At 69.1% G+C, this 19,026-nt stretch carries 17 protein-coding genes and 1 tRNA gene; 11 read left to right on the forward strand and 7 right to left on the reverse strand.

The window, feature by feature from the left end:
* Positions 1-69: 69 nt before the first annotated feature.
* A complete protein-coding gene (locus ACFQ7F_RS06730; RefSeq protein ID WP_383267114.1) occupies positions 70-594 on the forward strand; it encodes a MarR family winged helix-turn-helix transcriptional regulator in 525 nt (174 codons plus the stop codon).
* A 39-nt stretch (positions 595-633) separates the two neighbouring features.
* On the opposite strand, the gene ACFQ7F_RS06735 is transcribed toward ACFQ7F_RS06730, so the two are convergent.
* Together ACFQ7F_RS06735 and ACFQ7F_RS06740 are read right to left on the reverse strand one after the other, a co-directional pair.
* Positions 634-2,148, reverse strand: coding sequence for an MFS transporter (locus ACFQ7F_RS06735; RefSeq protein WP_383267119.1), 1,515 nt, complete (start codon positions 2,146-2,148; stop codon positions 634-636).
* Positions 2,149-2,324: 176 nt separating this feature from the next.
* Positions 2,325-2,981 carry a TetR/AcrR family transcriptional regulator gene (locus ACFQ7F_RS06740; protein ID WP_383267121.1) on the reverse strand — a complete coding sequence of 219 codons (657 nt, stop codon included), beginning with the start codon at positions 2,979-2,981 and terminating at the stop codon, positions 2,325-2,327.
* 312 nt (positions 2,982-3,293) lie between these two features.
* Here ACFQ7F_RS06740 and ACFQ7F_RS06745 point away from each other — a divergent pair, with 312 nt between their 5' ends.
* Positions 3,294-4,577, forward strand: a complete 1,284-nt coding sequence (locus tag ACFQ7F_RS06745) for a M6 family metalloprotease domain-containing protein (protein ID WP_383267124.1) — start codon at positions 3,294-3,296, stop codon at positions 4,575-4,577.
* An 8-nt stretch (positions 4,578-4,585) separates the two neighbouring features.
* On the opposite strand, the gene rho is transcribed toward ACFQ7F_RS06745, so the two are convergent.
* On the reverse strand, positions 4,586-5,803 hold the full coding sequence (gene rho / locus ACFQ7F_RS06750) for a transcription termination factor Rho (RefSeq protein WP_383267126.1): 1,218 nt from the start codon (positions 5,801-5,803) through the stop codon (positions 4,586-4,588).
* Positions 5,804-6,150: 347 nt separating this feature from the next.
* On the opposite strand from rho, the gene ACFQ7F_RS06755 reads away from it, so the two are divergent.
* From ACFQ7F_RS06755 to ACFQ7F_RS06765, 3 genes are all read left to right on the forward strand, one after another.
* Positions 6,151-6,981, forward strand: coding sequence for a 3-hydroxybutyrate dehydrogenase (locus tag ACFQ7F_RS06755; protein ID WP_383267128.1), 831 nt, complete (start codon positions 6,151-6,153; stop codon positions 6,979-6,981).
* Positions 6,982-7,041: 60 nt separating this feature from the next.
* Entirely contained in the window at positions 7,042-8,439 is a 1,398-nt protein-coding gene (locus ACFQ7F_RS06760) for an MFS transporter (RefSeq protein ID WP_383267131.1), read from the forward strand.
* A 67-nt stretch (positions 8,440-8,506) separates the two neighbouring features.
* Positions 8,507-10,474, forward strand: a complete 1,968-nt coding sequence (locus ACFQ7F_RS06765; protein ID WP_383267134.1) for a helix-turn-helix domain-containing protein — start codon at positions 8,507-8,509, stop codon at positions 10,472-10,474.
* On the opposite strand, the gene ACFQ7F_RS06770 is transcribed toward ACFQ7F_RS06765, so the two are convergent.
* Positions 10,441-12,138, reverse strand: a complete 1,698-nt coding sequence (locus ACFQ7F_RS06770; protein ID WP_383267137.1) for a DHA2 family efflux MFS transporter permease subunit — start codon at positions 12,136-12,138, stop codon at positions 10,441-10,443. The two genes, ACFQ7F_RS06765 and ACFQ7F_RS06770, sit on opposite strands and share 34 nt — an antisense overlap.
* A gap of 147 nt (positions 12,139-12,285) precedes the next feature.
* Here ACFQ7F_RS06770 and ACFQ7F_RS06775 point away from each other — a divergent pair, with 147 nt between their 5' ends.
* Together ACFQ7F_RS06775 and ACFQ7F_RS06780 are read left to right on the forward strand one after the other, a co-directional pair.
* Positions 12,286-12,750 (forward strand): MarR family winged helix-turn-helix transcriptional regulator, encoded by a 465-nt coding sequence (locus tag ACFQ7F_RS06775; RefSeq protein ID WP_383267245.1) that lies wholly within the window; start codon positions 12,286-12,288, stop codon positions 12,748-12,750.
* A gap of 109 nt (positions 12,751-12,859) precedes the next feature.
* A complete protein-coding gene (locus ACFQ7F_RS06780) occupies positions 12,860-14,923 on the forward strand; it encodes a pectinesterase family protein (protein ID WP_383267139.1) in 2,064 nt (687 codons plus the stop codon).
* Positions 14,924-15,070: 147 nt separating this feature from the next.
* Here the strand turns inward: ACFQ7F_RS06780 and ACFQ7F_RS06785 are convergent, their stop codons facing one another.
* Positions 15,071-16,105 carry a hypothetical protein gene (locus tag ACFQ7F_RS06785; protein ID WP_383267142.1) on the reverse strand — a complete coding sequence of 345 codons (1,035 nt, stop codon included), beginning with the start codon at positions 16,103-16,105 and terminating at the stop codon, positions 15,071-15,073.
* Positions 16,106-16,195: 90 nt separating this feature from the next.
* Complete coding sequence (locus ACFQ7F_RS06790; protein ID WP_383267144.1) at positions 16,196-16,444, reverse strand: transposase family protein; 249 nt, start codon at positions 16,442-16,444, stop codon at positions 16,196-16,198.
* A 23-nt stretch (positions 16,445-16,467) separates the two neighbouring features.
* Here ACFQ7F_RS06790 and ACFQ7F_RS06795 point away from each other — a divergent pair, with 23 nt between their 5' ends.
* Together ACFQ7F_RS06795 and ACFQ7F_RS06800 are read left to right on the forward strand one after the other, a co-directional pair.
* A complete protein-coding gene (locus ACFQ7F_RS06795; protein ID WP_383267146.1) occupies positions 16,468-16,722 on the forward strand; it encodes a hypothetical protein in 255 nt (84 codons plus the stop codon).
* Between the two features lie 216 nt (positions 16,723-16,938).
* Positions 16,939-17,011, forward strand: a tRNA-Arg gene (locus ACFQ7F_RS06800).
* A 169-nt stretch (positions 17,012-17,180) separates the two neighbouring features.
* Here the strand turns inward: ACFQ7F_RS06800 and ACFQ7F_RS06805 are convergent.
* Complete coding sequence (locus ACFQ7F_RS06805) at positions 17,181-17,507, reverse strand: ArsR/SmtB family transcription factor (RefSeq protein WP_383267149.1); 327 nt, start codon at positions 17,505-17,507, stop codon at positions 17,181-17,183.
* 436 nt (positions 17,508-17,943) lie between these two features.
* On the opposite strand from ACFQ7F_RS06805, the gene ACFQ7F_RS06810 reads away from it, so the two are divergent.
* On the forward strand, positions 17,944-18,336 hold the full coding sequence (locus ACFQ7F_RS06810; RefSeq protein ID WP_383267152.1) for a hypothetical protein: 393 nt from the start codon (positions 17,944-17,946) through the stop codon (positions 18,334-18,336).
* A gap of 530 nt (positions 18,337-18,866) precedes the next feature.
* A complete protein-coding gene (locus tag ACFQ7F_RS06815) occupies positions 18,867-19,010 on the forward strand; it encodes a zinc-binding dehydrogenase (protein ID WP_383267248.1) in 144 nt (47 codons plus the stop codon).
* Positions 19,011-19,026: the final 16 nt, after the last annotated feature.

The following is a 19,026-nucleotide window of genomic DNA, read 5'->3' on the forward strand; positions in this document are numbered from 1 at the left end:
TTTCGCTCGACGATGACCCTACTCCTGCTTTGTTTAAGTTTCAAGAAAGGGCTGCGTACAGTGGAGTACATGGATACGGCACCCACTTCTCCCCCCGACGCCCCCGACGGGGAGCCGCGCTGGCTCAATGACGAGGAACAGCGCACCTGGCTCGCGTACTTGCAGGCCACCACGCTCCTGGAGGATCACCTCGATCGCCAGTTGCAGCGCGACGCCGGCATGCCGCACATCTACTACGGACTCCTCGTCCAGCTCTCCGTCGCCCCGCGGCGGCGGCTGCGCATGACGGAGCTCGCCAGGAACACCAAGATCACCCGGTCCCGCCTCTCGCACGCCATCGCGCGCCTGGAGAAGAACGGCTGGGTGCGCCGCGAGGACTGTCCCTCCGACAAGCGCGGCCAGTTCGCGATCCTCACCGAGGACGGGTACGACGTCCTGCGCCGGACCGCGCCCGGCCATGTCGCCGCCGTACGCCAGGCGCTCTTCGACCGGCTCACCCCGGAACAGCAGAAGTCCCTCGGCGAGATCATGGTGATCGTCGCCGAGGGACTTCAGCCGAAGGAGGCGGGGGCGGACCTGCCCTGGCTCCGCTGAGCCTCCCTGTTACCTGCTATTGCCTGCTGATACCCGGGGTCAGTGCGCGACCACCGGGATCCGCACCTCGTCCTCCACCGCGGCACCGTCGGTGTCACCCGAGGCGGCGGGAGCGCCGCCCTGGGCACCGGTGTTGATGAGCGCGAAGGCGATCGCGGAGGCGGCCACCAGGATGCCGACGGCCCACCAGATCGCGCTGGTGTAGCCCTCGACCATGGCTTCGGCCTGGAGCAGCTTCTGTGCCGCCGGAGTCGTCGCGCCCGCCGCGTGCGAAGTGATGTACGCGGTGGTGGCGGAGGCGGCGATGGTGTTCAGGAGAGCCGTGCCGATGGCGCCGCCGACCTGCTGCGAAGTGTTGACCATCGCGGAGGCGACACCGGAGTCACGCGCCTCGACACCGTGCGTGGCGAGCGACATGGCGGGCATGAACGCCGTACCCATACCGAGGCCGAGCAGCAGCTGTCCGGGCAGGATCACACCGGCGTACGAGGTGTTGACCTCAAGCTGCGTCAGGAACAGCATGCCGCCGGCGGCGAGCAGGAAGCCGGGGCCCATGAGCAGCCGCGGCGGGACGCGGGTCATCAGGCGGGCGCCGATCTGCGTGGAGCCCGTGATCATGCCGACGATCATCGGCAGGAACGCGAAGCCGGTCTTGACCGGCGAGAAGCCCTGGACGATCTGCAGGTAGTACGTGAGGAACAGGAACAGGCCGAACATCGCGATGATCGCGAGGCCGAGCGACATGTAGACGCCGCCACGGTTGCGCTCGGTCAGGACGCGCAGCGGAAGCAGCGGCGACTTGACCTTGGACTCCGTGAGGACGAACGCGGCGAGCAGGACGGCCGATGCGACGAACATGCCGATGGTCACGGAGTCCGACCAGCCCTCGGACTCGGCACGCGTGAAGCCGTAGACCAGGGCGACAAGACCGAGGGTGGACAGGACCACGCCCGGGATGTCGAGCGGCGAGCGGTTGCGGCCACCGGCCGGCTCACGGATGACGAAGTACGCGCCCAGTGCGGCGACAGCGGCGAAGGGGATGTTCACGAAGAACGTCCAGCGCCAGTTCAGGTACTCGGTGAGGAAGCCGCCGAGGATGAGGCCGACGGCGCCACCGCCACCGGCGATCGCACCGTAGATGCCGAACGCCTTGGCGCGCTCCTTGGCATCGGTGAACATCACGGCGAGCAGCGAGAGGGCGGCGGGCGCGAGCAGCGCGCCGAACACACCCTGCAGGGCGCGGGCGCCCAGCATCATGGCCTCGCCGGTCGCGGCGCCGCCGAGCGCGGAGGCCGCGGCGAAGCCGATCAGGCCGGTCACAAAGGTCCGCTTACGGCCCCAGAGGTCGGATATTCGGCCGCCGAAGAGCAGCAGGCCACCGAAGGCCAGGGCGTAGGCCGTGATGACCCACTGGCGGTTGCCGTCCGAGATGCCCAGGTCCTGCTGGGCGGAGGGCAGCGCGATGTTCACGATGGTCGCGTCGAGCACGACCATCAGCTGCGCGAGCGCGATGAAGATCAGCGCTTTCCAGCGCCTGGGATCTGTTTCTGACATGGGAGTAGCCACCTAGCGATACGAGTGGTGAAAAAGACCGAAAAAGCGACGCGAGCCGCGTACTGCGAAGTCGCCTGCTGCGAAGTCGAGCGAGGTCAGGCGGAAGAAGTCAGGCGTGAAGAGATCGGGCGTGAAGAGGTCAGGCGTGAAGTCGGGTGAGCGTGGTCAGGCGGGACTCAGCACTCGCGGAGGTCCTCCAAGGTCGCCGCCTCACCGGGCAGCTCTGAGCGGGCCGGCGCCATCAGGCCGTCGAGGAACAGCTGCAGATGCCGGTGGACGAAGCGGTCCATGTTCAGGCACGCCGTGCCGGGCAGCGGCCTGGTGAGCTGGGAGAGAGCGACCATGAGGTCCCCGACGGCGATGTCGGTGCGCAGCTGCCCGGCCGCGCGCGCCCTGTGCATGAGCCCGTCGATCACGGCTTCGAGCCGCTCACGGGCGTCGACCAGATCCGGGTGATCAGGGTCGAAGGCCGCCTGGAGGACCGGGCACAGGGCACCGATGCGCTCGTCGGCGGAAGCATGTACGAACCGGCGCAGGGCGTCGAACGCGACGCTCGCGTCGGCGTCGGCCGCCGCGATCGCCTCCTCGGCGTGTGCCGAGACGCGGTCGGTGACAAGAAGGACGACCTGGTGGACCAGTTCGGAACGGTCGGAGAAGTGCCGGTAGACCGTCGCGTTGCCGACGCCGGCCCTGCGCGCGACCTCGTCGAACGGCACCTCGGGGCCGAACTCGACGAACATCTCGCGTGCGGCGGCGACGATCCGCTCCCGGTTGCGCAGCGCGTCGGCCCGCGGGCGGGGCGTGCGGCGCTGCTCAGCGGTCGCGGTCTCCACGGCGGCTCTCCTCAAGCTTGTGGTCGGGACTCCGGACGGTGCCGGAGCCTCTGACGCCCCGGACGGTGCCGGAGCCTCGGGTGCGCGATGCGGGGAATCACTCCCCGTTTCGCTCGGACTCAGGTCTAAACGGGGAAAGACTCCCCGGATATTTCCCGCTCCCCGACTTTCTTCCCGTGACCCGCGTCACACCTCTGTGCGCGAAAAACCCACGATCGGTCGCACCCAGCGAGCGCCCGCGCACCCACCGGCACAGGGTGATCGAAAGGGTGCAGCCAGGACCGGCGGCTGCCGCGAGGGGAAGGCCCACGGATGCAGCAGCCGACCTGGAGGCAGATACGCGGAGCCCGACGTGGCGCGGCACTGGCCACCTGCGCCATCCTTGCCCTCACGGTCACCACATCGGCGAGCACCGGCCGCCTGATGGAGGAGTCCCCCTCGGCGGCGGGCCCCGTGTCCCTGGCCCGCGCGACGACCCTCAGCCCGTGCATGATCAGCGGCACGATGGGCGTCCAGATGTCGGAGGGCGTGCCCACGTCTTCCGGCTACTCCCGCTCCACAGGCACCGTCCGGGCCCTGAACCTCATGGTCGACTTCTCCGACGCCCCCGGCGAGGGCAGCGCGCTCGACCGCCTCGCGGAGTTCTTCCCGCAGACATCGGACTGGTTTCGCACCAGCTCCTACGGACGTCTCGACTACCGCCCCGAGTCGCCGGTCTCCGACTGGCTGCGGATGCCCAAGAGCTTCAAGGAGTACGGGATAGAGCGCGGCGCGCCCTTCGACCCGGGCTACCGCGAGCTGGTCCGGGACATCGTGGCCGCCGCGGACCCGGACGTGGACTTCCGGGATTACGACCTGGTGAACATCCTCATCACGCCGAACGCGGGCCCTTCCGCGCTCGACACGGTCCTGTCGGTGACCTTCGCGGGCAACACCGAGGCGCCCGTCGCGGACGGCGTCCCTGTCTCCAACGCGTCCTTCGTCTACAGCCGCCAGGACGACGGCTCGGGAAACTACGGCGAGACCGGCTACCGCGTACTCCCGCACGAGAACGGCCACGTCTTCGGCCTGCCCGACCTCTACACGCAGGAGGGCGGCGGCGCGGTCGGCCACTGGGACATCATGAGCGAGGACTGGGGCGCCAACAACGACCTCCTCGCCTGGCACAAGTGGAAGCTCGGCTGGCTCGACGACGACCAGATCAGCTGCGCGTCGAACGCGGGCACCACCGAGCACACGCTGAGCCCGCTGGCGACGAACGGCGGCACCAAGCTCGCCTTCGTGCCGATGAGCACGACGAAGGGGTACGCCGTCGAGGTGCGCACCCGCGGCGGCAACGACGAGGCGATCTGCAAGCCCGGCGTCCTGATCTACCGGGTGGACGCGGAGGTCGACACGGGCCGGGGACCGATCAGCGTCGCCGACTCCACGAAGGACAGCGGCGGCTGCACGCGCCAGCCGAACGTCCACGCGGAGCTCTCCGACGCGACCTACGAGCCCGGACAGACCTTCACGGACAAGAAGACTGGCGTACGCATCACGGTGTCGGACGTCGACGCGGAGGGCCGGTATCGGGTGCATGTCACGCGCCCGTAGAGGCATCCTCAGCCGCCGTTGACCTTGGAGGAACCGGCGCCGGGCACGGTCTGCTGCACCTGCCGCAGGAAGGCGGCGTTGTCCGGGGTCTTGCGGAGGCGATCGAGGATCGCCTCCAGGTTGCCCTGCGGGTCCCTGCCGTGCAGGGCTCGCCGCAGCCCGCGTACAGCGGTCAACTCATCGGCGGGGACCAGGAGTTCATCGCGGCGCGTGCCGGACGGGGTGACGTCGACGGCGGGGAAGACGCGGCGTTCGGCCATGCCCCGGTCGAGGCGGAGCTCCATGTTGCCGGTGCCCTTGAGCTCTTCGAAGTAGTAGTCGTCGGCGCGCGATCCGGTCTCCACGAGCACGGTGGCGAGCATGGTCAGTGACCCGCCCTCCTCTGCGAGCCGCGCGGCGCCGAAGAGGCGCTTGGGGCCCTGGATGGCGGCGGCGTCGACACCTCCGGAGAGGGTGCGGCCACCGCTGGAGGCCGCGTTGTTGTACGCGCGGCAGAGCCGGGTGAGGGAGTCGAAGAGCATGACGACGTCCTTGCCCTCCTCGGTGAGCCGCTTGGCGCGCTCGACGGCGAGTTCGGCGAGGGCGATGTGCTGCTTGGCGGGCCGGTCGAAGGTCGATGCGAGCACTTCGCCGCGTACGGAACGCTTCATGTCCGTGACTTCTTCGGGCCGTTCGTCGAGCAGCACCACCATGAGGTGTGCCTCGGGGTGGTTCGCGCTGACGGCCGCGGCGATCTGCTGGAGCAGAACGGTCTTGCCGGTGCGGGGCGGCGCGACGATGAGGCCGCGCTGGCCCTTGCCGACGGGCGCGACGAGGTCGATGAGCCGGGTCGCGACACTGCCGCCGCCGACACCCGGCGTTTCGAGCCGGAGCCGCTCGCGGGGGTGCAGCGGGGTGAGGTCACCGAACCGTGCGCGCCTGCCCAGGGCTTCGGCGGAGTGTCCGTTGACCCGCTCGACGGAGGTGAGGGTGCGGGACTTGCCGCAGCTTCCCTGGACCATGTCGCCCGCACGCAGGCCGAGTTGGCGGATGAGCGTGGAGGGGACGGTCACGTCGTTGGGGTTGGGGAGGCAATCGCCGGTACGGAGATGGCCGTTGGCGTTGTGACTCACGTCGAGGATGCCGGAGACGGCTACGACGGGGGTCGTGGTGGTGGTCGTGGCGGTGGTCTTGTTCCGGGTGCTCTGGGCGTTCCGGGTGTTCTGGGTGAGGGTTGCGGTACTCATGATGGGGTCCTTTCGCGGACATGCGAATGAGGGGCCCGGCGGAACGGTGTGTTCACGTCCCGTACGACGGGCGGAGAATGAACTGCAGCAAGGACTTCGAGAAATACGGAAGCCTCGGAACTGCGGAGCCTCGAAAGAGGCGGAAGAAAAGAAGATCGGCACCGGCGCCGCAGAAGGCGGCGTACACACGTGCTGTTTGCAAGGTAGCACAGGTCCTGAGCCGTCGAGCGTGACCCGGGTCACCACGGTCGCACCCGGATCGCCGCACCCACCCACACACTCCGCTCCCTCGTTATGTGGGTCCCACACATGGGATCCCCGCCCGGCGCACCCTTACGTTTCCGGCCATGACGAGCCCCACTCCCGGCCTCACTCCCCGCGGTGACGCCCCCGCAGGACCCGCAGGATCCGCCGATCCCGCAGGAACCGCCGGAACCGACCTCACCGGACGCACCGCCCTGGTCACGGGCGGCGCGAGCGGCATCGGCCGGGCCTGCGCCGTGGCCCTGGCCGACGCCGGTGCCTTCGTCCATGTCGTGGACCAGCACGCCGACGCGGCCAAGGACGTCGCGGACAAGATCGACGGCGAGGCCCACGCCGTGGACCTCGCGGATCCGGCGGCAGTGCACACCCTGCCCACCAGCGTCGACATCCTCGTCAACAGCGCGGGGCTCCAACACGTCGCCGCCATCGAGGAGTTCCCCCCGGAGCGGTTCGACCTGATCCAGAAGGTCATGGTCACCGCGCCGTTCCTCCTGCTGCGCCGGACGCTGCCCCACATGTACGCCCAGGGCTGGGGCCGCGTCGTGAACATCTCCAGCGTGCACGGCCTGCGCGCGAGCCCCTTCAAGTCCGCCTACGTCACCGCCAAGCACGCCCTGGAGGGCCTGAGCAAGGTCACCGCCCTGGAAGGCGCGACCCACGGCGTCACCAGCAACTGCCTCTGCCCCGGCTACACCCGTACGCCCCTCGTCGAGGACCAGATCAGCGCCCAGGCCGCCGCCCACGGGATCGCCCCCGAGCAGGTACTCACCGACGTACTCCTGCGTCGTTCCGCGGCCAAGCGCCTCATCGAGCCCGAGGAGATCGCCGCCGCCGCGCTCTGGCTCTGCGGCCCGCACAGCGGCTTCGTGACCGGCGCGTCGCTGCCCCTGGACGGCGGCTGGACCGCGAGCTGACCCCCCACCTCCCCCACCCCCAACGTAATTCCACGTCCCCATCGAGAAACGGATCACGCCATGGCAGCCGCAACGCCGCGTGCCCAGGGCAAGACCCCGGGCAAGCCAGGTATCGCCCGCATCATCAGCGCCAGCCTCATCGGCACCACCATCGAGTGGTACGACTTCTTCCTCTACGGGTCCGCCGCCGCGCTCGTCTTCAACACCCTCTTCTTCCCCGACAGCGACCCCCTGGTCGGCACTCTCCTCTCCTTCCTCACCTACGCCGTCGGCTTCGCCGCCCGGCCCATCGGCGGCATCGTCTTCGGCCACTACGGCGACAAGATCGGCCGCAAGAAGCTGCTCGTACTCAGCCTGATGATGATGGGCGGCGCCACCTTCGCGATGGGCCTGCTGCCCACCCACGCCACCCTCGGCGTCGGCGCCCCGATCCTGCTCACGGTGTTGCGCCTGATCCAGGGCTTCGCGCTCGGCGGCGAGTGGGGCGGCGCCGTCCTGATCGTCTCCGAGCACGGCGACGACAAGAACCGCGGCTTCTGGGCCTCCTGGCCGCAGGCCGGTGCCCCCGGCGGCAACCTCCTCGCCACCGGCGTCCTCGCGCTCCTGGCCGCCGTCCAGTCCGACGAGGCGTTCCTCGCCTGGGGCTGGCGCATCCCGTTCCTGCTCTCGGGCGTACTCGTGATCATCGGCCTGTGGATACGCGTCTCGGTCTCGGAGTCCCCGCTGTTCCTGGAGGCGCAGGCGAAGGCGGAGGCCGCCGCGGCCTCGGGGGAAACCACCAAGCAGGACGCGCCGGTCGTCGAGGTCTTCCGGCACAACTGGCGCGGCGTCCTCACCGCGATCGGCACCCGGCTCGGCGAGAACGTCTCGTACTACATCCTCACGGCCTTCGTCCTCGTCTACGTCACCGTGCACCTGGAACTGCCCAAGAGCACCGCCCTGAACGCCGTACTGATCGGCTCCGCCGTGCACTTCGTGACCATCCCGCTCTGGGGCGCCCTCTCTGACCGCATCGGCCGCAGGCCCGTCACCCTGATCGGGTCGATCGGCATGGCGGCGTGGGCGTTCGCGTTCTTCGCGCTCGTCGACAGCAAGTCCTTCACGGTGATCACCCTCGCCGTCACGGTCGGGCTGCTCTTCCACGGCGCGATGTACGGGCCGCAGGCGGCCTTCATCTCCGAGATGTTCGACACGAAGGTCCGCTACTCCGGGGCCTCGATGGGCTCGCAGCTCGCGTCCATCATCGGCGGCGCGCTCGCGCCGATCATCGCGGTCGAGCTGCTCAAGGACTTCGAGTCCGCGACGCCGGTGGCTCTGTACGTCTGCGTGACCGTGGTGATCACGACACTCACCGTGCTCGTGGCGAAAGAGACCCGGGGCCGCTCGCTCGCGCAGGAGCGGCATTCCGCTCCCGAGGATTCCCCGACCACCACCGCCTCGGCGACAATCTCCACCTGAACCTGAAGCGCATCACCTGAAGCGCACCAGCAGCACGCGCACCCCGCTCCCGGAGGCGACACGTCGTATGGCCAGCTCCTCAGACGCCGCCCACCGGGAGCAGGCCGCCGCTCCGGACGCCGCCCACCGGGAGCAGGCGTGTACGGCCACCGCTCTGCGCGAGCTGCTCGGCCTGCTCGCCGATGACGCGCCCGCCGAGCAGTTCGCCCGTCCTGCAGCGGCGGCCCGCGCTGCCGGGGCGAGCGGCGCCGAGCTCACCGCGATCGACGAGGCCACGCAGACCGCCCTGCGTGTGCGCCGCACCCTGAACCAGCACCAGCGCAGGGAGGCCGAGCTCACCGCCCTTTTCGATACCGCGGGCGACCTCGCGGCCCTGCGCGACCTGGACGCGGTCCTGCGCGCCATCGTGCACCGGGCCAAGCTCCTGCTGCGTACGGACGTCGCATATCTCTCGCTCAACGACCCTGCGGCGGGCGACACTTACATGCGCGTGACGGACGGCTCGATCTCCGCCGCGTTCCAGAATCTGCGCCTGGGCATGGGCGAGGGGCTCGGCGGCCTCGTCGCCCAGACGGCCCGTCCGTACGCCACCGGGGACTACGAGGTCGATCCCCGTTTCCAGCACACCACCCCCATCGACAGCGCCGTACTCGAGGAAGGCCTGCACGCCATCCTCGGCGTACCGCTGCGGCAGGGCACCCACGTCATCGGTGTCCTGTACGCCGCCGACCGCACCGCCCGCGCCTTCACCCCGGACGAGGGCGCGCTGCTCTCCTCGCTCGCCGACCACGCGGCGATCGCCATCGACAGCGCACGCCGTATGGAGGAGACCAGGGCCGCGCTCGTCGACCTGAACGCGGCGTCGCAGACCATCCGCGCGCACAGCGAGGCCATGCTCCGGGCCGAGGACGCGCACGACCGCCTGACCGATCTCGTCCTGCGCGGCGGGGACTTCACCGAGGTCGCGACCGCGATCGGCGCGCTCCTGCGCGGCGGCACCCTCATCCATGACGCGGACGGCACGGAACTGGCCCGCGTCGACGCCGCCCCCCTTACGCCCCCGGCCAAGGCCGTCGCCGCCTCGCGCGCCAGTGGCCGGGCCGTCCCCCTCGACGGCACCTGGGTGTGCGCGGTCCTCGCGGGCCCGGAGCTCCTGGGCAGCATCGCCCTCACCGACCGGGCCGACCTGGGCGAGGCCGACCGCCGCCTCTTCGAACGGGCCGGAGTCGTCACGGCGCTGCTCCTGCTCCTTCGCCGCTCGGCCGCCGAGGCCGAGGACCGCGTACGCGGCGAACTCCTCGGTGACCTGCTCTCCCTCTCCGGCACCCCGGGCCGCCTGACCGCACGGGCCCGCCGCCTGGACGTCGATCTGGCGCTCCCCCACGCGGTGTTCGTCGCCCACAGCGAGGCGGCATCCCGCCAGCTCCTGCTCTCCTGTGCGGCCCGAGCCGCCCGCGCCCGCCACGGCCTCTCCGGCCTCCACCACGACCACGTGGTCCTGGTGACCCCGGCCGACGACACCGGCGCCAGGGCCCGCGCGCTCGCCACCGAACTCACCCAGGCCGCCGGGGCCCCGGTCACGGTCGGCGCCGCGGGTCCAGCGACCGGCCCCGAGGCCCTCTCCCAGGCCCACGCCGAGGCACTCCGCTGCCTCTCCGCCCTGCGCGCGCTCGGCCACACGGGCCAGGGCGCGGACCTGCCCGACCTCGGCTTCCTCGGCGTACTGCTCGGCGACGACACGAACGACACGAATCTCGACTCCTACGTACGCCGCACGCTGGGCCCGGTCCTGGACTACGACACCAAGCGCGGCACCGAACTGGTCCATACCCTGCGGGCCTACTTCGCCTGCGGGATGAGCCAGTCCAAGGCGAAGGAATCCCTCCACGTCCATGTGAACACCGTGGTCCAACGCCTGGACCGGATCGGGCACTTGCTCGGCGCCGACTGGCAGTCCCCGGAGCGCTCACTGGAGATCCAGCTCGCCCTGCGCCTGCACGCCTACACCTGGGACGCCGGTACCGCGTCGCCGTGATCTCCGGCGGCTTCCTCGTCCTTCGCGGAGGCCGGGGCGGACGGTACGAGGAAGGTGGCGATGAGCCCGAGTACGACGAAGCCCGCGGCGACATAGCCGCCGAGGGCGACCCCGTCGGTCATCGCCGAGCGCGCCGCGTCGGCGACGGACGCGGTCTCGGGCCGGTCCGCGAGGGGCCCGATGGCGGCCCCCGCGCTGTCGGTGACGGCGCTGGTGAGCCGGTCCGCCTGCTCGCCCGAAAGCCCGGCGTCGCTCAGCCGGTCGCGCAGATTCGTGCTGAGGGTGGTGAAGTAGACGGTGGTCAGGGCGGCGATCCCGAGCGCGGAACCGAGCTGGCGGAAAGCGCTCTGGATGCCGGAGCCCTGCCCCGCGCTCTCGTGCGGCACCTCGGCGAGTACGACGTTGGTGACCTGGGCGGTGGCGAACCCGACGCCGATCCCGTACACGAAGAGCATCAGCGCGACGGCCCACCAGGAACTGTCCGGTGCGGCGATGAACCCGACCCCGGCAAGGCCTACGACCTCAAGGGCGAGGCCGATGCGCACCTGCCCGAGCGCCGCGACCCTGGCGGCAAGCGGAAAGCTCGCACCGGTGGCGACGAAGCTGCCGATGGCGATGGGCACGAGCGCGAGCCCCGCTTCCAGGGCGCTGTAGCCGAGGGTGAACTGCAGCCACAGGGGGAGCACCGCGACGATGCCGAACTCGCCGAGGCCGATGATCAGGGTCGCGATGTTGCCGTTGCGGAAGGAAGAGATCGAGAACAGCCGTACGTCCATCAGGACGCGCGCGGAGTCACCAGAGCGATTGGAGTCGTTGGATTCACCGCTTCGGCTGAGCGCGATCTGCCGCCGGACGAACGCGAACAGCGCGACGGCGGAGAGCACGAGGGCGACGAGTACGGGCGATGGCCCACTCCCCCACCGGATCCCGAGAACGTCCAGCGGCTCGACGCTGACGATCCACCCATAGGTACGCCCTTCGACGAGCCCGAAGGCGAGCAGCCCGAGCCCCAGAATGGACAGCACCGCTCCGGGTACGTCCACCCGCCCCTTGGCCCGCGGCGAGGGAGCCATGTAGAGCAGCACGCCGGCGGCGACGAGAACGGACAGCGGCACGTTGATGCCGAACGCCCAGCGCCACGAGACGTGCTCGGCGAGCCAGCCGCCGAGCAGCGGGCCGAGCGCGGCGGCGGCGCCGATGGTCGAGCCCCAGATCGCGAAGGCCTGGCCGCGCGCCTTGCCGGTGAAGGTCGCGTTGAGCAGGGAGAGCGAGGTCGGCAGGATCATCGCCGCGCCCGCGCCCTGCAGGAAGCGGGCCAGGATCAGCAGCCCGCTGCTCGGCGCGAGCCCGGCGAGCACGCTGGTCGCGCCGAAGATCACGACACCCGCGACGAAGATCCGGCGGGCTCCGAAGATGTCGGCGAGGCGCCCGGTCACCAGAAGCAGCGCCGCGAAGACGATCGCGTACGACTCCTGGATCCACTGCGCCTGGCCGGAGCTGGCGTCCAGGTCCTCGATGACCGAGGGGACGATCACGTTGACGATCGTGGTGTCGACCACGATCAGGGCGACGCCGAGGGCGATGGCGATGAGGCCGAGCCAGCGGCGGGCAGGGGGTGAGGGTGTGGCGGGGGACGGGTCACGCATCTCGATTGATACCTCCATGGTGAAGTAATTCCACGGTGAAGGTAATTTGAGGCCGGTAAGTTGTCAAAGCACGAGTACAGCCAGGCTGGGCAGGAAGAGAGGGCGGGCGCCGTGGCGACGGAGGAACCGACACCCAGCGAGGTGACGGCGCAGCGCGAGCGCCTGATGGACGGGCTCAGGGGCTACGGCGAGCGCTACAACGACCTCAGCCGCCGCTTCGCCGTCTGGCTCGGCCTGCACTCCACGGACGCGGACGCCCTCCTGGAGATCGTCACCGCCGAGGACCGCGGCACCCCGCTCTCCCCAGCCCGTCTCAGCGAACGTATCCAGCTCTCGTCGGGGGCCACGACCGCGCTCCTGAACCGCCTTGAGGGCGCGGGCCACATCGTCCGCACCCGGGAGCACACCGACCGCCGCATCGTCACGCTGCACAGCCACTCGCCCATCCGGGAACGGGCCGACGAGTTCTTCACGCCGCTCGCGGTCCGGATGGACGCGGCGATGGCCCAGTACCCGCCCGAACTCATCGAACGGTTCGAGGAGTTGCTCGCGGACCTGCGGACGACGATCGACGTGGACCTCGCGGAGCGGGACCTCGCGGAGCGGGACAAGGCCGCCGGGTCGGGCTGACCCGGCTGCTGCGGCAACCATTCCTCGCCCTGGCGGCGACTGCCCTGCGCAACGCAGACGCAGACGCACACGGATACGCACACCCACTATCGCCAGGGCGGATGAGGCAATGAGAGCGATCAACGATGAGCGCGGGGCGCGGCACCGCAGACGCCGGCTGAACCTGACGATCGGCATCCCGGTGGCCATGGCGGCCGCGGCGGGGCTGACGTACGGCACGGCATTCGGAATCTTCGGCGAGGACGCGCAGCCACGGGCCTCGGCGGCTTCCGCGGCTTCTGCGGCTTCCGCGGCATTGGCGGGTGACGTCGCCGACGGCTTCGCATCGGTCAACACCCTGGGCCAGAACGGTACTTACGGCGGACGCGACGGAAAGACAGTCACCGTCAAAACACTCGCGGACCTGGAGAAATACGCGACGGCATCCGACCCGTACGTGATCGTCGTCGCCGCGACGATCACGATGGACCCCAAGGGCAAGGAGATCAAGGTCGCGTCGGACAAGACGATCGTGGGCTCCGGCACGTCGGGCCAGATCGTCGGGGGCGGCTTCTTCCTGGGCCAGGGCGTACACAACGTGATCATCCGGAACCTCACGATCCGGGACTCGTACGCGGGCACGTGGAACGACAAGGAGCACGACTTCGACGCCGTACAGATGGACGGCGCGCACCACGTCTGGATCGACCACAACGACCTGCGGCACATGGCGGACGGCCTGATAGACAGCCGCAAGGACACCACCTACCTGACGGTGTCCTGGAACAAACTGAGCGACAACAACAAGACCTTCGGCATCGGCTGGACCGAGAACACCACGGCCGACATCACGATCCACCACAACTGGTTCCGCGAGACGGAGCAGCGCAACCCGTCCACCGACAACGTCGCCCACGCGCACCTCTACAACAACTACCTCCAGGACGTGGCGGGCACCGACATCACTTCCTCGTACGGGAACTACTCGCGCGGCAAGACGAAGATGGTCCTGGAGAACAGCTATTTCGAGGGCCTCAAGAACCCGGTCACGAAGGACAGTTCGGCCGCGATCGTGCAGCGCGGAAACATCTTCGTAGGGACGAGCGGGCGCAACGAGAGCGGCGGCACGGCGTTCGACCCGAAGACCTTCTACGACTACACGCTGGACAAGGGGTCGGACGTCCCGTCAAAGGTGAAGTCGGGCGCGGGCCCGCGCGCGAGCACCGCCGTTGCCGCTGCTGCCACCCTCACGGTGGCGAAGGACGGCAGCGGCCAGTACAAGACGGTCCAGGCGGCGGTGAACGCCGTACCGGCGAACAACTCCTCGCGGGTGGTCATCTCCATCGCGCCGGGAACGTACCGCGAGACGGTGAAGATCCCGTCCAACAAGCCGCACGTCACCTTCCAGGGCTCGGGCGGCAGCCGCAAGGACGCCGTCATCGTGTACGACAACGCGGCGGGCACCCCCAAGCCGGACGGCTCAGGCACCTACGGCACGTCGGGCAGCGCGACCGTCGCAGCGGAGGCCGACGACTTCCAGGCCCGCAATCTGACCATCTCCAACGACTTCGACGAGAAGGCGAACCAGAGCCTCTCCGGTCACCAGGCGGTGGCCCTGCGCACGGCAGCCGACAAGGCGTTTCTCGACAGCGTGATCGTCGAGGGGGACCAGGACACGCTCCTCCTGGACACGGCGGCGAAGGACAAACTCGGCCGCGCGTACATCAAGAACTCCTACGTCGTGGGCAACACGGACTTCATCTTCGGCCGGGCGACGGCAGTGGTGGACCACTCGGTGATCACCCTCAAGAGGCGCTGGGACGGCACCTCACAGGGCTACGTCACCGCGCCGAGCACCCCGGCCGACCGCAAAGGTTTCCTGATCACGAACACCACGGTGAACGGCGACGTGTCGGCACGCAGCTTCTACCTGGGCCGCAACTGGCACGCGGGCGGCGACGCGACGCTCGACCCGCAGGCCACGGTCCGCAACTCGTCCCTGAGCGGCGCGATCAGGACCACTCCGTGGTCGGACATGGGCGGCTTCCCCTGGAAGGACGACCGTTTCGCGGAGTACAAGAACACGGGCGCGGGATCGGGCACGGCGAGCGGCGACCGCCCGCAATTGACGGACGCGCAGGCGGCGGACCAGGAGATCACGGACTGGCTGGGAAATTGGACCCCGACTTCCTGAGAAGCACAGGGTTGCCGCGAGGCCCGCGACAACCCTGGCCGCCCGGCACATCGCTGAGGACGGCCCGGCCCTGACCGGCACCGACGAGGCGAGGCGAACGAGCCGCGTGGGCCGCGTGGGCAGTGATGGGAGCCGTCGGGCTCGACGTCAGTTCTGCTCAAGGTCCCACACGAGCACCCGGTGGTCCTGCCCCGCCGTGACGGCGACCGTGTGGCCGTCCAGATCGGCGATACGAACGGCGTTGACCTCGCCGTCGTGCTCGGGGGCGAACGGCCCTTGGACAAGACGCCGCTCCTTCAGCGACCACACGCGCACCCGACCGTCCTCCGAACCGGTCACCGCGACCGGACGGCCGCCCACGACGCCAATATCCATGCAGGAAATGGAGCTTTCCGTCTCTTCTTCTTCCTCGTCGAACTCGATCGAATCCTCGTCGATCGGCCCTTCCCACTCCCATGCCCCGGTGTCGGGATCCCCCAGGATCACGCGGTTCTCGCCGGCTGCCACTACCCAGGTACGACCGTCCAGCATCGCCAGACCGATGTCCGCCACGGGGACGGGACAAGGGAACTTCCTGAAGACGCTCTGGGTGTCGACGTCCCACACCACCACGTGATCGTCCTCGCAGTCGCCGAAGACCACAACTGGCCGTCCGTTCAGCGTTCCGGCCGCGATCCCCGCGACGGTGTCCCGGCATCCGGGGAGCAGAACCGGCTCGGCGTCCGTACGCTCCACATCCCACATGTACGTGGAGGCGCCGCAACTGATGAAGAACGCCCGGCCGTTCAGCCGCACGGTCGTCGTCTTCCCCGTCCCGCCGTCGTGGGGCCTCGCGTGCGCGCGGACAGCGCCGCTGGCCAGATCCCACTGCGCGAAGGGCTCCTCGTAGTTGCCCCCGCCGACCACGATCCGGCCGTCCACGACCGCCGCACAGACCGAGTAGAGCCGGTATCCGTAGCTGAGATCATCCTCGGTGGGACAGCGCCCGATCATCGCGCGAAAGTCGGCGGGGCGGTACGGCAGGTCCAGCCGGTATTCCGTCCATCGGTCCTCGGACAGCTCCCAGGTGCACCCCCCGCTTCCGTCGCCGGCGCACAGGAGAAGGCGGCCGTCGACGGTGACAAGGTCGAAGTCGTCGATTACCCCGGAGGGGATCTGGCTGGAGAGAACGAGTGCTGTCATGAGCCCGGAGTGTAGGAGGGAGGTCTGACACACACCTCGGCTGAAGGGTAGAGAGAAGGCAGACACCCCCTGCCAGCCACTCAGCTTCTCTCAACAGGCCTGTTTCCAAGCGTTGTTGAGGACGAGGGCGGCTTGGGCGATGATGCCGACTCTGCTCGGGCTGAGGGTGACGTACTGCAGTGCTCGCCAGCGTTGTTTGAGGTCGGCGGCTGCGCGTTCGCCGATGGCCCGCAAGCCGCGGAGGAGTCGGTCATGGGTGTGGTTGTCCGCAGAGAGCGGCTGAGACCGGTCGGCGTGGACGGGGATGGGGGCGGGGGCGGGGGTGAGGATGCGCGGCACTCGCAGCACCCAGCGCACTGGCCTTGATCACCACAACATTCCTGTCCGCCAAGCCGCGCGACACGGCGATGGGCGTGTACGCGGCGATGGGCGGGGTCGGCGCGACGGTGGGCCTGCTCATCGGCGGCGCGCTGGGCCTCGCGGTCCTGTCGACGATCTCCACCTCAACGGCAAACGAAAAGCTCCCGGAGGCGGCCTCAGCCCTGTACCGCGCCCTGTCCACGAAGGACTCCCCCCTGATGTCCCGGGCGGGATGCCCCGGGCGGGCGAGGCAGTGACACACGGCTACACGATGGCGTTCATCACGGCGGCATGCACGTTCCTGGCGGGCCTGGCGGTAACGGCACTGGCGATCAACGCTCAGCGCCAGGAGCACACGGAGTCCACACCCCCGCCCCGCATCGCCTAGCCCCACCCCCGGCCAGGCGGCACGGCCCCACCCCCATCCGCTACCCTGTCTGAAACCGCCATCCGTGGCGGCATCAGTCAGCCCCGCCTTCGTAGCTCAGGGGATAGAGCACCGCTCTCCTAAAGCGGGTGTCGCAGGTTCGAATCCTGCCGGGGGCACAGCATTAAGGGCCAGTTCAGAGGCTTGATCCTCTTGGACTGGCCCTTTCGCATGACCGCGTCCGTGCCACACCCGTGCCACGAGGTCGCTAGGCCTCCACCTCCCCCACGCCCTGCGGCGGACAGGATGGGAGCTGGGGCGAGAGGCGGATCAAGGCAGGCCGCAGGGTCAGGTCGATGGCCCCTGGCCAGCAGCGACAACGGCTTGGATCAGGCCCGGGAATCTGCGCTCCAGGTCCTCCTTGCGCAGACGCATGTACAGACCGTTCCCGGCGTCGCGCTGATGGACCAGACCCGCCTCGCGCAGTACTCGCCAGTGCCGGGTCCGGCTGGATTTGCTCACCGGCAGGTCGAAGGAAGCACAGAGCCGCTCGTCATCCGGCCTGGCAGACAGTTCCGCTACGACCCGACGCCGGTTCTCGTCAGCCAGCGCCAGAAGGATGGGGCCCACCTCCAGGTCCTCAACGTGGGGGTGTACCAACTCGCCTGCGTCCATCGCTCCACCTCTCGACAAGGTACGCATGCTTGCGTACCTTCCTTCGAGGTACGCAACCACGCGTACCTTACCTCTGGAGGAGCCATGCCCGCGCCCGCATCGCCACGTCGCCGCGTCCTGTCACGCATCCGCTCATCACTGCGCAGGCTCCTTCTCGTCGATCACTCACCCTTCATGACCCTTTGACTCTCAAGTGGAGGGTTGCTGCGGGGAGCTGCGGGCCCCAATGAGCCACCTTCAGAGCTGGAACCCCGGGGGGGAACGGCGGACGGGGAGACGCCGGCATCGAGGATCGTCAGGCCACTCCCTCGCAGGCCAGGCACCAAACTCCCCCTATCCAACCCGAGCTTCCCGAACTGGGGTTCCGAAAGGTGGACTGGCGGTCTGGACCGGGAGGAGCCGCAGCACGGTTCCGCAAGAGCCATACAGTGTCGGCATGTTCGAGACGATCCGTTGGCGCTGCTACGCGCATGTGGGCGACCGCCGTGGTGCCGAGCGCGTGGTCGACCGCATCGGAGAGCTGTTGCCGCACACCATCGAGATCGAAAGTTGCGAGCGGTACTGGAAGTTCCCAGAGCTGACCGAGCTCCGGTTCGTCTCTCCCCTCTGTTGCGGCACCCCGGAGGACGCACTCCTGACCACCCTTCAGTGGGCATGGAAGGTCGCGACGCCCTGGAGCCTCAGCGGCCCAGAGCCAGGGGTACGTCATGAGTTCGAGGGCACCGCGTCCTCTAACGTCGGAGCCAGTTTCAGTGTCGCCGGCATCGAGTGGATGGAGTTCACCATCACTGATCGCCGAGAGAGGCCCTCTGTGGACAGAGCGAGCTGACATCCACGAGTGACATCAACAGCGCCGGACGCAGGCCCCCATGCACAACCCCGCACCCGCGCAGCAAGGCCACCGGGGGCCCACCTTCCCCCGCCCCCAGACTGCCCGACTCGCCGGAGGCTTAAGAGGCCATGATCAATCGCCTCGAAACAGCTCCCGCCCAAAGCCGCTCCACCGACCGCGTGAGCGGGCTAAAGTTCGTTTCGGAGCTGTGCTGAGCTCGGCATTGCCGAGTCTCGCGCTGTCCCTCTCCGCAGCCGTCATCTGCAAGGTTCTGGCATCGAAGTTGAGTGACGACAACCAGGGCATGGAGACGAACGACGAGGAGAACCGTATGGCTGATGTATCGAAGTTGAGCAGGATGAAGCAGTGGGCCAGCGCCTTTTGTGACGTACTGGGAGACCTTGCAGTCGGCTTCGCGGGTGGGGCAGTGTCGAGCTGAGTACAGCTCCTCTGCATGTACAGCAGGTACAGGCCGCAGCCGGGGCCAGCGGTGAGGTCGTAGCCTGGCCGGGCTGCTCTACCTGCCCCTGGACGAAGCCAGGTGCGCCGAGGGCCGGATGCGGGTACGGGTCGAAGCCCTCCCTCTGGAGCGAGCCGCCGAAGCGCACCGCCGCATCGAGTCCGGCTCCACCATCGGCAAGCTGGTACTCACCGTCGGAGGCCAGTGCTGAGAGGTCCTGACAAAGG

The organism is Streptomyces sp. NPDC056486 (assembly GCF_042795295.1).
Classification (GTDB): Bacteria; Actinomycetota; Actinomycetes; order Streptomycetales; family Streptomycetaceae; genus Streptomyces.

Bases quoted from the DNA above. Each gene is read 5' to 3' on its own strand.
- ACFQ7F_RS06810 (WP_383267152.1), top strand. From the start codon at position 17,944: ATGTTCGAGACGATCCGTTGGCGCTGCTACGCGCATGTGGGCGACCGC.
- ACFQ7F_RS06745 (WP_383267124.1), top strand. From the start codon at position 3,294: ATGCAGCAGCCGACCTGGAGGCAGATACGCGGAGCCCGACGTGGCGCG.
- ACFQ7F_RS06775 (WP_383267245.1), top strand. From the start codon at position 12,286: ATGGACGGGCTCAGGGGCTACGGCGAGCGCTACAACGACCTCAGCCGC.
- ACFQ7F_RS06785 (WP_383267142.1), bottom strand. From the start codon at position 16,105: ATGACAGCACTCGTTCTCTCCAGCCAGATCCCCTCCGGGGTAATCGAC.
- ACFQ7F_RS06770 (WP_383267137.1), bottom strand. From the start codon at position 12,138: ATGGAGGTATCAATCGAGATGCGTGACCCGTCCCCCGCCACACCCTCA.
- rho (WP_383267126.1), bottom strand. From the start codon at position 5,803: ATGAGTACCGCAACCCTCACCCAGAACACCCGGAACGCCCAGAGCACC.
- ACFQ7F_RS06755 (WP_383267128.1), top strand. From the start codon at position 6,151: ATGACGAGCCCCACTCCCGGCCTCACTCCCCGCGGTGACGCCCCCGCA.
- ACFQ7F_RS06760 (WP_383267131.1), top strand. From the start codon at position 7,042: ATGGCAGCCGCAACGCCGCGTGCCCAGGGCAAGACCCCGGGCAAGCCA.
- ACFQ7F_RS06780 (WP_383267139.1), top strand. From the start codon at position 12,860: ATGAGAGCGATCAACGATGAGCGCGGGGCGCGGCACCGCAGACGCCGG.
- ACFQ7F_RS06735 (WP_383267119.1), bottom strand. From the start codon at position 2,148: ATGTCAGAAACAGATCCCAGGCGCTGGAAAGCGCTGATCTTCATCGCG.
- ACFQ7F_RS06805 (WP_383267149.1), bottom strand. From the start codon at position 17,507: ATGGACGCAGGCGAGTTGGTACACCCCCACGTTGAGGACCTGGAGGTG.
- ACFQ7F_RS06730 (WP_383267114.1), top strand. From the start codon at position 70: ATGGATACGGCACCCACTTCTCCCCCCGACGCCCCCGACGGGGAGCCG.
- ACFQ7F_RS06765 (WP_383267134.1), top strand. From the start codon at position 8,507: ATGGCCAGCTCCTCAGACGCCGCCCACCGGGAGCAGGCCGCCGCTCCG.